Origin of the sequence: Deinococcus sp. YIM 77859 (genome assembly GCF_000745175.1) — a bacterium.
Classification (GTDB): Bacteria; Deinococcota; Deinococci; order Deinococcales; family Deinococcaceae; genus Deinococcus.
On sequence record NZ_JQNI01000002.1, the window covers coordinates 1 to 12338 of the forward strand.

At 67.9% G+C, this 12338-nt stretch carries 22 protein-coding genes; 15 read left to right on the forward strand and 7 right to left on the reverse strand.

Annotated elements, in window-relative coordinates; translation table 11 throughout:
• Window positions 1-113: 113 nt before the first annotated feature.
• The 5 genes from EI73_RS16140 (at window position 114) to EI73_RS00080 (ending at window position 2853) form a co-directional block, all read left to right on the forward strand.
• Window positions 114-512: a hypothetical protein gene (locus tag EI73_RS16140; protein ID WP_156103416.1), complete on the forward strand. Its 399-nt coding sequence runs from the start codon at window positions 114-116 to the stop codon at window positions 510-512.
• Window positions 513-560: 48 nt separating this feature from the next.
• On the forward strand, window positions 561-1196 hold the full coding sequence (locus EI73_RS00070; RefSeq protein ID WP_156103417.1) for a hypothetical protein: 636 nt from the start codon (window positions 561-563) through the stop codon (window positions 1194-1196).
• Window positions 1197-1278: 82 nt separating this feature from the next.
• Window positions 1279-1410 (forward strand): hypothetical protein, encoded by a 132-nt coding sequence (locus tag EI73_RS16810; RefSeq protein ID WP_255344487.1) that lies wholly within the window; start codon window positions 1279-1281, stop codon window positions 1408-1410.
• 162 nt (window positions 1411-1572) lie between these two features.
• Window positions 1573-2052, forward strand: coding sequence for a hypothetical protein (locus EI73_RS00075; protein ID WP_034382927.1), 480 nt, complete (start codon window positions 1573-1575; stop codon window positions 2050-2052).
• A 27-nt stretch (window positions 2053-2079) separates the two neighbouring features.
• Window positions 2080-2853, forward strand: coding sequence for a hypothetical protein (locus tag EI73_RS00080; protein ID WP_034382929.1), 774 nt, complete (start codon window positions 2080-2082; stop codon window positions 2851-2853).
• Between the two features lie 160 nt (window positions 2854-3013).
• On the opposite strand, the gene EI73_RS00085 is transcribed toward EI73_RS00080, so the two are convergent.
• Window positions 3014-3253, reverse strand: a complete 240-nt coding sequence (locus tag EI73_RS00085) for a hypothetical protein (protein WP_034382932.1) — start codon at window positions 3251-3253, stop codon at window positions 3014-3016.
• On the reverse strand, window positions 3253-3543 hold the full coding sequence (locus tag EI73_RS00090) for a hypothetical protein (protein ID WP_034382935.1): 291 nt from the start codon (window positions 3541-3543) through the stop codon (window positions 3253-3255). Before EI73_RS00090 ends, EI73_RS00085 begins: the two co-directional genes overlap by 1 nt.
• Before the next feature lie 213 nt (window positions 3544-3756).
• On the opposite strand from EI73_RS00090, the gene EI73_RS00095 reads away from it, so the two are divergent.
• The 7 genes from EI73_RS00095 (at window position 3757) to EI73_RS00125 (ending at window position 7035) form a co-directional block, all read left to right on the forward strand.
• On the forward strand, window positions 3757-4083 hold the full coding sequence (locus EI73_RS00095) for a hypothetical protein (protein ID WP_034382938.1): 327 nt from the start codon (window positions 3757-3759) through the stop codon (window positions 4081-4083).
• Window positions 4084-4092: 9 nt separating this feature from the next.
• Window positions 4093-4410 (forward strand): hypothetical protein, encoded by a 318-nt coding sequence (locus EI73_RS00100; protein ID WP_034382941.1) that lies wholly within the window; start codon window positions 4093-4095, stop codon window positions 4408-4410.
• Window positions 4410-4877 carry a hypothetical protein gene (locus tag EI73_RS00105; RefSeq protein WP_034382944.1) on the forward strand — a complete coding sequence of 156 codons (468 nt, stop codon included), beginning with the start codon at window positions 4410-4412 and terminating at the stop codon, window positions 4875-4877. Before EI73_RS00100 ends, EI73_RS00105 begins: the two co-directional genes overlap by 1 nt.
• Window positions 4870-5253, forward strand: coding sequence for a hypothetical protein (locus EI73_RS00110; protein ID WP_034382947.1), 384 nt, complete (start codon window positions 4870-4872; stop codon window positions 5251-5253). Before EI73_RS00105 ends, EI73_RS00110 begins: the two co-directional genes overlap by 8 nt.
• Window positions 5250-6011 (forward strand): M23 family metallopeptidase, encoded by a 762-nt coding sequence (locus EI73_RS15480; protein ID WP_051935336.1) that lies wholly within the window; start codon window positions 5250-5252, stop codon window positions 6009-6011. The genes EI73_RS00110 and EI73_RS15480 overlap by 4 nt, the downstream gene beginning before the upstream one ends.
• Window positions 6011-6430, forward strand: a complete 420-nt coding sequence (locus tag EI73_RS00120) for a hypothetical protein (RefSeq protein WP_034382950.1) — start codon at window positions 6011-6013, stop codon at window positions 6428-6430. Before EI73_RS15480 ends, EI73_RS00120 begins: the two co-directional genes overlap by 1 nt.
• Before the next feature lie 65 nt (window positions 6431-6495).
• Window positions 6496-7035, forward strand: coding sequence for a hypothetical protein (locus EI73_RS00125; RefSeq protein WP_034382952.1), 540 nt, complete (start codon window positions 6496-6498; stop codon window positions 7033-7035).
• On the opposite strand, the gene EI73_RS16145 is transcribed toward EI73_RS00125, so the two are convergent.
• Window positions 7007-7243 carry a hypothetical protein gene (locus tag EI73_RS16145; protein ID WP_156103418.1) on the reverse strand — a complete coding sequence of 79 codons (237 nt, stop codon included), beginning with the start codon at window positions 7241-7243 and terminating at the stop codon, window positions 7007-7009. The genes EI73_RS00125 and EI73_RS16145 overlap by 29 nt on opposite strands.
• 128 nt (window positions 7244-7371) lie before the next feature.
• On the opposite strand from EI73_RS16145, the gene EI73_RS00130 reads away from it, so the two are divergent.
• Window positions 7372-7668, forward strand: coding sequence for a hypothetical protein (locus EI73_RS00130; protein ID WP_034382955.1), 297 nt, complete (start codon window positions 7372-7374; stop codon window positions 7666-7668).
• Between the two features lie 235 nt (window positions 7669-7903).
• Here the strand turns inward: EI73_RS00130 and EI73_RS00140 are convergent, their stop codons facing one another.
• The 4 genes from EI73_RS00140 to EI73_RS15490 are packed head-to-tail and all read right to left on the reverse strand — an operon-like array spanning window position 7904 to window position 11733.
• Window positions 7904-9319: a recombinase family protein gene (locus EI73_RS00140; protein WP_034382894.1), complete on the reverse strand. Its 1416-nt coding sequence runs from the start codon at window positions 9317-9319 to the stop codon at window positions 7904-7906.
• 42 nt (window positions 9320-9361) lie between these two features.
• The gene (locus tag EI73_RS00145) at window positions 9362-10570 is read right to left on the reverse strand and encodes a stalk domain-containing protein (RefSeq protein WP_034382959.1); all 1209 of its coding nucleotides are present in this window, start codon (window positions 10568-10570) and stop codon (window positions 9362-9364) included.
• Window positions 10571-10579: 9 nt separating this feature from the next.
• Window positions 10580-11041 (reverse strand): S24 family peptidase, encoded by a 462-nt coding sequence (locus EI73_RS15485; RefSeq protein WP_051935337.1) that lies wholly within the window; start codon window positions 11039-11041, stop codon window positions 10580-10582.
• Between the two features lie 14 nt (window positions 11042-11055).
• A complete protein-coding gene (locus EI73_RS15490; protein WP_156103419.1) occupies window positions 11056-11733 on the reverse strand; it encodes a S24 family peptidase in 678 nt (225 codons plus the stop codon).
• 139 nt (window positions 11734-11872) lie between these two features.
• Here EI73_RS15490 and EI73_RS00160 point away from each other — a divergent pair, with 139 nt between their 5' ends.
• Window positions 11873-12115, forward strand: coding sequence for a helix-turn-helix transcriptional regulator (locus tag EI73_RS00160; protein WP_034382961.1), 243 nt, complete (start codon window positions 11873-11875; stop codon window positions 12113-12115).
• Window positions 12112-12312, forward strand: a complete 201-nt coding sequence (locus EI73_RS00165; protein WP_034382964.1) for a hypothetical protein — start codon at window positions 12112-12114, stop codon at window positions 12310-12312. The genes EI73_RS00160 and EI73_RS00165 overlap by 4 nt, the downstream gene beginning before the upstream one ends.
• Window positions 12313-12338 lie beyond the last annotated feature (26 nt).

Consider the following 12338-nt stretch of genomic DNA (forward strand, 5'->3'; position numbering starts at 1 on the left):
GAGCGAATAACCTCGACCTGCTCAGGAATGAGTAGGAAGAAAGGAACAGGCCCGATGCTCATTCCCAACCCGCTGCTGGTGGCGTACGCCACCGGGGCCGCCTCGTCCTGCCCGTGACGGCCGCGAGGGGCGGCCTGAACGGCTACATCCTGACCGGGCCAGACCGGCCCACCCTGCACGGTGGAGGTCAGCGCGGACGGCGCGACCTGGCAGGCCGTGACCTACCCCCACACCCTCCAGCCCGGCGAGCAGCTCGGCCTGACCCGCACCGACCCTCCGCCACGGCCACCACCATCACCGCTCTGGCCCCGGTGGATGAGGCCCCCGAACCGGAGCCGGAGCCCGAGCTGCCCATCGGCGGGGCGTTCACGGTCGGCACCGACGCTGAGGGCTTCCAGACCATTGAGGGCGCCGCCATCAGCACCGACGCCGAGGGCTTTCAGACCATCGAGAACGGCACGGCCACGGCAGACGCCGAGGGCTTCGAGACCGTTGAAAGGACCACGCCATGACCGCAGGACCATACCCGACCAAGCAGATGTTCAAGCGGCTGGAGCAGCGTGTGGGCGGCCCCCTCTTCCTGGGCGGGGGGCGCCCGCAGCGCCCGCGTCATCGCGGGCTACCCCAGCCCGCAGCCAGGACGTGAGCCGCCTGTATGTCGAGTTCTCGGGGCGGGGCGGGGGCGCGGCCTTCATCCGCCTGTTGGGGCCGTCAACCTCACGCAACTCCACGAGCGCCTGACCTCCGCCGTGGTGCTGCTGCCCAGTGGCGAACCCTACTACGAGTACGGGGGGGGGAGTTCGGGGGCCAAACCCACGCTCGCCGCCGATGGGTACGCGCTGGAGTTTCCGGGGCCGATGCCGATGCTGCCCTACGGCGCCCTGACGCTGGAGTTCAGCACGCCGGTCCGCTGGACCGGCAGTGCGCGGGCGGCGGCCACCATCGACCCGCAATTCGGGACCCTGAGTGCCAGGGACAGCAGCAACCAAATCATCGCGGACTGGGTGCCTGATCTGGAGCTGTGGTACCCGGACCCGGTCATGACCCTGGGGCAGCTCCTGTCCAGCAACCTGCCGGTGGTCGCCTCTCCCGGCGACGTGCTCCCCGAGGGGCTGGCGCTGGTGACGCGGCCACGCCCCAGGCCCCGTACCTGCTGTACCGGGACTCGGACGGCAACCCCTTCCACCTCGTTCTGACGCCGGGCGAGCCGCAATAACCCCCTGCCCTCTCCCCGCCCCAGCCCCTGCACCCGGCTGGGGCGACGCTTTGGAGGTGCCTATGCTCACCAATCTCCGAGTCAGCCTGCTCAACCTCTGGCGCTACAACCGCGCCCTCCTCGGCGTGCAGGACCCGAGCGACCCCGAGTTCGCCGTGCCGGTCAGCCGCGCCGCCCCCTCCCGGTCGAGGTGATTGGCGGCAGCGTGGGCGGTGGCGGCGGCGCGACCCATGCGGGCGTTCCGCTCGACCCCGAAGCGCTCTGGAACACGGGGTACACCCCGCGCAGGACGGGACGCTGCTGATCCAGAACCTGTGCCGCGACTGCTACTTCGAGGCGTACACGGATCAGCCCCCATGCTGGCTGATCCGCCCGAGGGCACGACCCCGGTGATCTCGGTGGCTCCAGAGAGCTGGGCCAGGGTCCCAGTACAGGCGGGGCAGACTCTCTCGCTCGTGATGCACGGGTACGTCGCTGCCCCCCATTTCCACGAGGTCCGCTTGCATGTCCTGCCCGGCGTGACCGACCTCGCTGGGGGGCCGATGCCAAGGCACCCGGAGAGCGTGGCCGGGCTGCCTGCCCGCACCAGCCTCGTCCTGACCGACCAGGCCCAGGGTCTGCCGGACATTCCCGAGGGGGCGACCGCTGCCCGGATCGCCGTCGAGGGCGGCGTGGCCCGCGTCGCCACCGCCGCGCCTGAGCCGACCGCCAACGACGGCGAGCGGTGGGGCGACGGCAGCGTGTGGCAGATCAGTGGCCGGGACGACCTATTGGCGCTGCGGGCAGTCACCGCCTCCGGCGCTCCGAAGCTAAGCATCACCTACACGAAGGGGTAAGCATCACCTACACGAAGGGGGTCTGACATGGGTATCCAGAAGATCGGCATTGAACTCCAGAACGCTGTCGTGACAGACGGCACCACCACCCCGGCCCCGGTGAAGACGCTGGAACTGCGCTGGGAGAGCATTCCGGTGATGTTCGAGGCGCTGGCGCTGAAGGTGCGGGCAGGCGAAACCCTCACGTCCGACGACATCGAGAGCCTGGACATTCTCCCGAATGGCCCGGACAGTCCCGCGCGACCCTACACCCCGTGGCTGCCCCGGCAGGGCTGGCAAATCCTGGTGTTCCCGGAGAACGGGCCTGACCCGCTCCCAGAATGGGTGAGCCGGCTCCGCAACAACGCGGGCGGTATCGGAAACACCGTCATCGCCCTTTCCGAGGCGTTTCAGGCTCTCCCCCTCACCGGGCATACCGTCCGCCTGACGTTCAGCGGCAATGGCACCACCAAGCTTCAGGCGGGAACCCGTTTCACGACCACCAGTCATCCCGGCGTGACCCTCACGGCGAAGGACGCGGCGGGGCAGGTGATCGACACCATGCTCGCCATCACCACGATGGGCCGCCGCGCATCGGGGACGTTCGGCTTTCTGGAAGCGGGCAATATGCCGCTCGTCCCGGCACCCACTCGTGTGCAGGGCAACAACAACCTGAGCGCCGTGGGGCCGGTGCAGGGCATGGAAATCGTGTGGCCACCGAACGGCACCCCCTACCTGCACGTCTTCCGGCAGGGCAGCGAGGGGAACGGGAACGGCGTGGAATACCACCTGCCCCTGACTCCCGGCCTGCCGCCCCAGTAGCCCCTCTCCCCGCACCCGCACCCGCACGCCATAAAGCACACATTAGCGGCCACCAGAAACCCCCGCCTGAGCGGGGGTTGCTTTTTGGGCGGCCAGATGGTAGGGTTGAGGCGTCCACTCTTAGGCGTACTTACGTGCGACTGGCGAAAGGCTCCGCAGGCTACTTGCGGAGTTTTTTGGCTGTTTGCGCAGGGCTATTCCTTTGACTTGTTCCTTCAAACTGCCGCTCCATCTCCCAGCCGAGCATGAGCCACCGCCCTAGGGCGCGGCTGCGCTCCTGCGTGGTCATGCCCTCGGTGGCGGCGCGGATGGCCTCGCCCACCTCGCGGGGGAGGTAGATGCTGGGACGCCACGGTTCGCCCTCGCCGGGCTGCCGTTTGGGGGGGTTGGGGTTTGCCATCAGGCGCTGATGGCTTCCCAGACGTGCTGCATGTGCGCCCGCGCGTCTTCCAGCGTCTTGAACGCGCTCACCGTGCCCCACGCCTGCGCGTCTTCGCAGGTGTAGATGGTTAGATACGGCTCGCCGTTGCCGCGTGCGTCCAGCTCGCTGCTGTTGCGGATGATGCTGATGATGCCGCAGGCGTTCCCCTTCTGCTCCAGCACCAGACCAAGTTCTTCGGCGTCTTCGCGCAGGTAAGTGGCGAGGTTGTAGCCGAGTTCGATCTGAGCGGTGAAGGCGTGCGTGTCCATACCCAGAGGTTACTCCCTTTTTTGGAATCTGTCAACTTTGAAACGCGATAACTCCCCGATACGTGCCGGAATCGGCCCCGTAATCGCCCACCCCCTGCGACACACCTGATGCAAAGCCCAGCCCCCGCCCCGCGCGGGGGTTTCCCATTGGCCCCAGCATCCCTCGGCGTGCTGGAGCCGCGCTCTGCCAGCCGGTGCCCCCGGAGGTACACCATGCGTCACCTGCTCACCCTGCCCGCCCTCACCCTCACCCTCGCCGCCTGCTCGACCCATGTGCCCCAGTCCCCGGCTCAGCCGCCCGTCGTCGTCGCCCCCACCCTGCCCGCCTGCCAGCTCGTCACCGTGCGGGCGCTGGGGGGCAGCACCCTGATTACCCCCGTCACTGAGGGCGAGCGACCCACCATCCGCGTCATCCTGCCCGGCGGGGGCTACGGCCTGGGCGGAGAGGGCGGCGTCGCCATCCCCCCCCAGGGCCTCAACCTCGCGGGCACCGTGCAGGTCGAGGAGCGGCGGCCTGGCGGGTTCGTCCGCTGCCGCTGAGGAGGCCCTATGCATCTATCCACCCTGCTGGCCCTCGCGCTGACGCTGGGGGCGGGGGTCAGCGCTCCCCAGGGCGCTCCAGCCCGCTACTGCCAGCCCGTGGCCTACCGCGACCGCGTGACCCCGGTCGGCTATGAGGCCGTCATCCGCGCCGCGCCGGGCTGCCGCAAGGCCGCAAAGGTGCGGAAGGAAAATCTGTTCACCAAATCAATCATCGGCCAACCCAGCCTCGTGCCGCCCGGCAGTGCCGAGCGCGTGTGGGTGTTCACTCACCGCCTCTACTACACGCTCGACGACCGCATTTGGCGGCGGCTGGAGGTGCATTGATGGCCCCCGGCTGGAATCGCTGGGACCCGCTCAGCCCCACCAACATCATCGCCGCCGTGCTGCTGGGCTGGGCGTTGAGCGTCTATCACCGCCCCTACCTGCCGGAGGTGTTGCCCCCGTACTCGCGGTTTGACGACATCGTCCCCTGGTCCGCGTGGGGGTGGGGGGCGCTCGTCATCGCGCTGTGGTTGCTGCTCTCGCCGAGGGAGAGCCTGCTGCGGATAGCGGGGCACGCCGCGAGTGCGCTCTATCTCGCCGCGCTCGCCGCGGCCTTCGGGATGGGGGCGGGCATCACCAGCGCCACGACCACCTACAGCATCCTGTCGTGGGTGTCGCTGCTGCTGCTCGTCCGGTCCGCCGTGTACTGGCAATCCGGGCGGGGGTGGTGGCGGCGGCTGGTGGAACACCCGCCACGGTGGCTGAGGTGGCTCGCTGGAGTCGGTGAGTACGGGGACGGACGTGGCTGACGTGGACCTCTCCAGCCTCATCGGCATCGTCACGAAGGGCGGACCGGCGGCCATCATCCTCGCCGTCACGTACGGCCTCGCCATGCTCGTGCGGGAGGTGCGTGGCGGGAAGGTCGGGGAGGCCGAAAAAGCGGGGCTGACCGCGAAAGTCGCCGCGCTGGAGGCGCAGGTCGCCACGCTCAACGAGGGGATGCTGCGGCTGGAAAACGAGTTGGAGCGGGCGCTGGATTTGGTCCATTCCATGCGCTACCAGCGCGACCAGGCCCGCATCCGGGTGGAGTTCCTGGAGCAACTGCACAGTGTCAGCCCCCGCACCGTCTGGCCCCCGGAGCCGGGCGGGCAACTGCCGTCGCCCGGCGGGAAGGAGCACCCATGAGCCGCGTTTGCAATCCCGTCCTCGAAACCCCCACCATCCGCTACAGCGTGCAGCCCGGCGGCGGGTTTCTCGACCCGCGCTACATGCCCGGCACTCGGCACGCGCACCCCGGCATTGACCTCAACGACGTTCGCGGGGGGGACTCGGACCTCGGCAACCGGGTGCGCGCCGTGGCCGACGGCACGGTTGTAGCTGCCGGTCACTACCCCGACTGGGGCGGCATCGTGCTCGTCCATCACCCGCAGCTCGGCGTGTGGACCCAGTACGCGCACCTGACTGGTATTCCCGTGCAGGCCGGGCAGCAGGTGACGATGGGCGACCTGGTGGGGCACATCGGCAAGGGGGCGCGGAATCAGTACTGGGCGCACCTGCACTTCGAGGTCCGGCGCTCACTGCTCCCGCCTGACTTCTGGGCCTCCAACCGCTTCAACGCGAAGGGGCGCGCGGCAGCGCAGACGCGGCGGCTGGCCGAGGCCTACATCCGCGAGCACTACCTCGACCCAGAGGCGTGGCTGGCCGAGCATCAGGCCCTGCGGACCCTGGCCGAGGTGGAGGCCGCGCGGGGCGAGCGGCGGGGCGGCGGGGTCGCGGTGGACGTGGGAACGCGGGCCGCGCCGCTGAACTGGTACCAACTGCACGACGAAGCCATGCGGCCCCTCCCCGGCGAGTGGGTCAGCATCGTCGAGAACACGCGCACGGGCGAGAAGCGGATCGTGAAGGTCGGGGCGCGGAAGCTCCGGGAAAAGGGGTTGGCCTGATGGCAGAACTGTTTCTGACCGTGGGGGCGCTGGCCGCATTCGTGGCCGCCCTCGTGCAACTCGTCAAGGACCGGACGCGCCCCAAGCCGGGCGCACCGAGCCGTCTCAAAGGCTGGGCCACCATCATCCTGTCTGCCGTTCTGGGGATGATTCTCGGCGCGGTGTTCGCGCAGGGGGGCATCGGAGAGCTGCGGGTCCTGGCGGATTATCCCCCCACCGGGTCCGGGGCCGTGCTGGGGCTGCTGGCGGGCCTGCTGGCGTCCGGCGGCAAGGCCCTGGTCACTGGCGTGCAGATGGACGGCGCGAAGGCCCAGGCCAGGGCGCAGGCGGAGTACGCGCCCCCCGCCCCCACCTCGGCACCTGCCGATGAGTGGGAACCGGCCGGGCTGGAGGACCTGGCCCCCTCCCGGCCGCTCTGAGCCGACCGCCCTCTCCCCGCCCCCGCGCCTGCACCGGCCGGGGCCGCGCCCTTTGGAGGTGCCGTATGCCCGTTGATCCCCGAATTGCAGAGATTCTGCGCCAGCGTGCCCAGCAGGGCGTGACGATCACCCGCACGGCGCAGGTCCGCGCACAGTCCACGCCCACGGTCCCCCAACTCGACCTCCCGACCACCCCCGCCGAGGTGCCCCTCGACGACTCCGAGCTGGCCGCACTGCTGGACGGCATCCTGCCGCGCATCGACGCGCTGGTCCGTCAGGCCATCACCAACATCCGGGGGGACGGCCGGCTCAGCCTGGCCGAGGCGCTGGCCCTCGCGCCGGAGATCCGCAACATCGTGTCCCTGGTGGTAGGCGAGATGCTGCCGCAGGTGAAGGGCACGTCCGCCCGCGAGCTGGTCATCCTGGTGTTGAGCGTGCTGCTGCGCCAGTACGTCAGCCCGCACCTCCCGGCCCTCGTGCGGCCCTACCTGACGGCGCAGACGCTGCGGACGCTGGTGCGGGGGCTGGAGTGGGCCTACGACCAGTGGGTGCGCCCCAGGCTGCGCGGTTCGGGGGCTAGACTGACGGGTCATCCGCAGGTCTGAGAGCACGCCCCCTCCCCCTCGGCTTCGGCTGGGACGGGGGGGCCTCGCGGCGGGTACAGACGTAGTATGTCTGGCGGTCCCCGGCGCATTCGCCCAGCACGATCACGTACCCGGCGCGGCGTTCATCGGAGGCCATGTAGCGGTCGCGCAGGTTGCGCGCGCTGTCGAGGGTGGAGGCGGTGGGGGGGTGACGGGGAAGGGCGCTCACGCCGCCACGCTCCCCGTCGCTAGCCCGAGCTGGCCGTACGCGTAGCTGCGAACCGTGGCCGCCTCCTCCGCACTCAGGGCGGCCAGGCTGCTCACCGGGCGCTCCAGGGCCTGCTCCGCTAGGGCGTAGTGCGTGCCGCTGCGGTAGCCCAGGCGGCCCAGCTCGCGGTGCAGCTCGGCAAAGAGCGGGCCAGCATCAGCCGCACACTGGCCCGCTCTCCGGTTGACCCGCGGAGCGACTGGCAGGCCATCCTCGACGCCCTCGGCCTGGAGATCGTGAGCATCCTGAAGGGCATCGGCCACGGCCCGCTCCCGCCGATGCTGGAACAGTACGTCCGGATGAGGGATGAGGTGGAGGCGGAACTTCCTAACACCATCCTCCTGTTTCAGGTCGGCGAGATGGAGTTCGGAAACTCCCGCCGATAGCACACATTACCTGCCCGCGGGGAGAGGGCCGTCCAGTGCCTCATCGAGGAGCCGGACGGCCTGCCGCAATTCCGCTCTACGTTGCGGGTCCCGTTCGGTTCGCAGGAGTTCGCCAATGATCTGCCATGCCCGCAGGACGCGCTGGCGATCCTCTCCATCTGGCAATCCGGGGTCGCTGTCGGGGTTCATGCCCTAGCGTACCCCCCGATTCGTTCTGCTGTCGGCCAGCCTCCCGCTAGACCCGCAGCACCACCTCCAGCACCCCGCCCGGCGCGATGCTCAGGCGCGTGCCCGAGCGCAGCAGCACCTCCCGCGTCGGCACCCCCTCCCGCACCAGCCGCCCAATCGCCTCCAGTGTCGCCGCCATGTTCGGCAGTGTGACCACGGGCGGCGGGGCCATCTGTGCCCGAAGCGCCTCGATCTGCTGCCGGGCCGCGTCACGCAGTCCCGCGTACTCGTCGCCGGTCAGCAGCTCCCGCTGATAGTCCGCGAGGTAGCGCTTCAGTTGCCCCTCCAGGCGCTCAATCTCCCGCAGGGTGCGGCTGTGGTCGGGCACGGGCGGCGCGGCGGCGGTCATGTACCGCTCGGGGTGTTCGGCGATCTCCCGCACGATCCGCTCGGCGTGCGCGTGCAGGTCGTTCATGCGGTAGTGGGTGCGCTGGGAGCAGGTGGGTGTGTCCCCGTAGTGGCGGTGTTTGAACGCCCGGGAGCAGCGGTAATGCCGGTAGCTGGTGCGGTTCGACTGCGTGTTCGTGCCGCTCATCGCCCCGCCGCACTCCGCGCAGCGCAGGATGCCGTTCAGCCAGAAGATGTCCGTGTGCTTCTTCGGCTTGCGGCGCAGGCTGTCGCGGGCGAGCTGCCAGGTGTCGGCGTCCACCAGGGCGGGCACGGCGAAGATGAACTCCCGTTTCGCGTGCCGGAGGGTCATCCTGGCCTCGCCCTTGTACGCCGTGTTCTGCGCGATATACCAGACCCGTTGCAGGTGCCAGATGGCATTCATGGGGCTGGGCACCCCGCGGGCGTTCAGGTCGTCGGCGATCTTGCCGGTCGTCTCGCCCCCCACGAGGCGGCGGAAAATCTCGCGCACGATCTCCGCCTCGGCCTCGTCCACTTCGATGCGCCGGACGGGCCGCCCGCCTTCGAGGGTGAACACCTCGCGGTAGCCGTAGCAGCGCCAGTGGTGGGGGATGATCCCGCCCTTCTCGGCCGCGGCCAGTTTGCCGCCGAGCATGCGGCGCTTGATCTGCCGCAGCTCCTGATGAGCGAGCAGCATCCGCACGTCGTAGGTCAGGACGCTGGAATCGTCCTCCGGGTTGTACCAGCCGTCCACGGCGTTGTGGACCTGGAGGCCCAGGCCCAGCAGCTCGTCGAGGATTTTGTGCCCGGCGAGGGGTGTACGGCCCAGGCGGTCCGCCTCGCTGGTGATGATGGCGCTGTAGCGGCCAGCCTCCGCCTTAAGCTGCTCCAGACCTTTGCGCGTCTCGCTGCGCCCGGTGATGATGTCGGTGTAGAGCGCCCCCTCCGGGATGGTGAAGCCCTGGCGGGCAGCGTAGGCCCGGCCCTCGGCCTCCTGGCGAGCCAAGCCGTAGCGGTCATCGCGGGCAAGGAGGTGATTCGAGACGCGAATGTAGAGGGCCGCGGGACGGGTCACCCGGCCACCTCCATCCTCAACCCCTGGGGCAGGGGCAGGAACTTACCAGGAGATTTGCGTTCCATCGATGCTGGTTCCGCCTGGGCACTCTGCCCTGAATTGCGTGCTGGTGATCGTCACCGTGCACCCCAGGCTCTTGAGGCTGTTCACCGGCACGAACATCACGTCGTTGTCCACATAGGGCGCGGCGGGCAACGTGACGCCCTCTGCCGTCACCTTCTTGCCTTCCTCAAAGGTCAAGCGCTGCCCCGCGACGTTCAGCCGGTAGGATTCGTTGGCGAGCACGTCGAGCGTGCCCGCCCCCGCCACAGACGTGATGACGGTGTAAGGGACGCCGGTCACTGCTCCGGCTGGTTTCACGAAAGGCTCAGGCGTTCCGGCAATCGAACCTGCTCCAGCGGCTGCTGTTGCTGCGGGGCGTGGGGTGGCGGCAGGGCGAGCGGCCGCCTGAAGTGATGCCAGGGAAGGCTGAAGGGCGGTGGCGGGCGGGTTGTCAGTGCTGAAAATGTTGTACTCGACCAGGGTGAAATTGTTGCCACAGGTCACGCTGGCAAACAGGCCGTCCGGCGGCTGCATCTTGCAGCCGAGGAGCTGTACAGCGGCGAGCGGGAAATACGTTGCGCCGTCCATAAAGAAGGGTGTGGCATTCAGTCTGGCGGGCTTGCCATTGAGTTTCGCTGTTCTGCCGCCCAGGGTGAACTCCAATTTCTGCCCGTTCACACTGAGGGTGTAATTCTTGCCCTTCGTGGACGATGCAATCGCGGGCTTGAGTTGGCCGAGCGTCACATAGGTCGTATTCGGCGTCGCCCCGAGGGGCCCTGCCTTCCGGTTCAACGCGGCTTTTGCAAGAGAATCCTCAACCGCGACGGCGAGAGAGATGTCGTATACCGTGACGTATGTAATGTCATTGGACTCAATGACATTAATCGAAAGTGATCTTCCGTCTTTTCTGAGTGTGTTGCGAATCCAGGTATCGGCACTGACCGTATCAATGAAACGCCAGCCCCCATCCATATACTCGCTGTACCAAATATCAATGACGCTCTTGGGGTACGCACCGCCACCTTCGCGCACCATGCAGGAGGAGTAGGCGACGTCCTCTCGGTGTACCGGCGTTCGGTCACATGAAATCTCGTAAGCGCCGATCCGGCGAGCGATGTCATCGCGTACGGTGTCGCGTGAAAAATAGCTGGGCTGGGCACCAGCCGTAGCAGAGAACGTGAGGGCCGAAAGGAGCAGCAGTCTCTTCATGGCATCTCCTCAATGACTCCAGGGCCGGTATCCCGCGTACTCCCAGGTCCGACCGTCTAGGCTGAAGGCGTAGACCCGTCCGCACCGCCGGACCTCGCGGTCGAGCACGATGGGCGAGTAGCTGGGGTTGTCGCTGTACATGGCCGGACGCCCCGCGCGCAGCCGCAGCCGCTTGGCCACCAGTGAGCCGTCGGCCAGGCGGAAGGCGTAGACGTGCCCCTCCTGGGAGATCACGTCGTGGCTGTCCACCAGCAGGAAGGACCCGTGAGGCAGGCCACTGCCGTCGGGGAGGGTCATGCTGTTACCGTCCACCTGGAAAACGAACATCCCGAACCGGCGGAATCCGGGCGGGATGGGAATGCGGCGGCGGGTCGTGAAGGGCGTCGGGTCAAGGGGATTTCCTGCACTGATGAAGCCCAGCAACGGGGCTTTGTGAGGAACAGAACGGCGGGGAAGGAAGAGGGGCTGCATGAAGTGGCGGTCTCCTAGTTCATCTGGGGGTCGTAGTCGCTGGTGACGCCGGCGACCAGGCCGACCACATGGGCTTCTGCGGCGGGGATGTCTTCGTAGGCGCGGTTCTCAGCCCGGAACGCCGGACCGAACCGCGTGGGGGTGTAGAGGCGGACGTGTACGCCATCGTTGTCCGTGACGACGTACACGCGCCCCTCCTCCGGCGTGGTTTTTTCGAGATCGACGTGCAGGTAGCTGCCGGGGCGGATGCTCGCCGGACTGGTGCCGACCATCTCGTCCGTGTCTGCCCGCAGCAGCAGGGGACGGGCTATGCCGGGCGTCACTGCCTCGTGATCCACCGGGCGACCGGGCCTGTGGGGAGTCAGAGCTGCCGCGAGCGGGTAAACATCGGCACTACCCTCACCCGCCAGGGAGAGCCCAGCGATCCCCAGGTCAATGCCGGTCGCTTGCTGCATCTCCGACCACGACCACTCCAGACCTTTTGCTAGGGCCACAGCCTTTCCCAGGCCCACATTTAGGAGGTGGACGCGCCCAGTTTCCACATCGGCAACATTCGATGTGGTGAGCACCTCTTTGCCCTCATCGTCGTACCCGCCAGCCGCCGCAACGTCCTCCTGACGCTTCCCGAGTTGCGTCCGTCGCTGCACAAGCGCCTGTGCCCAGGCGGGGCGATCTTTTTGTTTACGAGTCACTCTGGGCATAGGGGTCATAGATGCGTACATTTGGGCGCTACTACGCTGACTGTACATCCTGGGTTCCCCCAGAACAAAAGTATGTGTCCGAGCCGTATATTGACAATGTATGGACCTGCCCATAAACTGAGGCATGCGAATGAGCGAGATCAGGCGGTTGCGCGAAGAGCGCAACCTGTCGCGTGACGAATTGGCGGCCAAATCGGGCGTGTCGTCGCTGACGATCCGCGCGCATGAGCTCGGCACTGTCAACGGCACGGAAACCAAAACCGCTGAGGCGGTTGCGGCCGCACTGGGCGTTCCCGTGCAAGCTCTTTTTTTTCCTGTTGACTTGGATAAACCCAAGAAAGATGGAGAAAACCAAGAAAGAGTTCCCGCATGACCCGCCGCCAGAACGCCATCACCAGCGTCGTCGTCCGGCGCGAACCCTGCGCCGTGACCGCGCACCACTTCGGCGCGTGGGTTCTGGAACAGGCAGCAGCGGCCGGTTTCGACGTGCGCGGCCTCGCGCCCCACCCCATCACTCACTCCGCGCCCCAGGCGCGTGACGAGCAGGCGAAGGCAGCCCGCCCCGCCTGAAGCCAAGAAAAGCGGGCGCGTCCCGA

Coding starts and splice junctions, on each gene's coding strand:
- EI73_RS00160 (WP_034382961.1), top strand. CDS start 11,873: ATGAGCGAGATCAGGCGGTTGCGCGAAGAGCGCAACCTGTCGCGTGAC.
- EI73_RS00105 (WP_034382944.1), top strand. CDS start 4,410: ATGGCCCCCGGCTGGAATCGCTGGGACCCGCTCAGCCCCACCAACATC.
- EI73_RS00075 (WP_034382927.1), top strand. CDS start 1,573: ATGCTGGCTGATCCGCCCGAGGGCACGACCCCGGTGATCTCGGTGGCT.
- EI73_RS00100 (WP_034382941.1), top strand. CDS start 4,093: ATGCATCTATCCACCCTGCTGGCCCTCGCGCTGACGCTGGGGGCGGGG.
- EI73_RS00120 (WP_034382950.1), top strand. CDS start 6,011: ATGGCAGAACTGTTTCTGACCGTGGGGGCGCTGGCCGCATTCGTGGCC.
- EI73_RS15480 (WP_051935336.1), top strand. CDS start 5,250: ATGAGCCGCGTTTGCAATCCCGTCCTCGAAACCCCCACCATCCGCTAC.
- EI73_RS00145 (WP_034382959.1), bottom strand. CDS start 10,570: ATGAAGAGACTGCTGCTCCTTTCGGCCCTCACGTTCTCTGCTACGGCT.
- EI73_RS00080 (WP_034382929.1), top strand. CDS start 2,080: ATGGGTATCCAGAAGATCGGCATTGAACTCCAGAACGCTGTCGTGACA.
- EI73_RS00090 (WP_034382935.1), bottom strand. CDS start 3,543: ATGGACACGCACGCCTTCACCGCTCAGATCGAACTCGGCTACAACCTC.
- EI73_RS00165 (WP_034382964.1), top strand. CDS start 12,112: ATGACCCGCCGCCAGAACGCCATCACCAGCGTCGTCGTCCGGCGCGAA.
- EI73_RS00085 (WP_034382932.1), bottom strand. CDS start 3,253: ATGGCAAACCCCAACCCCCCCAAACGGCAGCCCGGCGAGGGCGAACCG.
- EI73_RS00095 (WP_034382938.1), top strand. CDS start 3,757: ATGCGTCACCTGCTCACCCTGCCCGCCCTCACCCTCACCCTCGCCGCC.
- EI73_RS00125 (WP_034382952.1), top strand. CDS start 6,496: ATGCCCGTTGATCCCCGAATTGCAGAGATTCTGCGCCAGCGTGCCCAG.
- EI73_RS15485 (WP_051935337.1), bottom strand. CDS start 11,041: ATGCAGCCCCTCTTCCTTCCCCGCCGTTCTGTTCCTCACAAAGCCCCG.
- EI73_RS16810 (WP_255344487.1), top strand. CDS start 1,279: ATGCTCACCAATCTCCGAGTCAGCCTGCTCAACCTCTGGCGCTACAAC.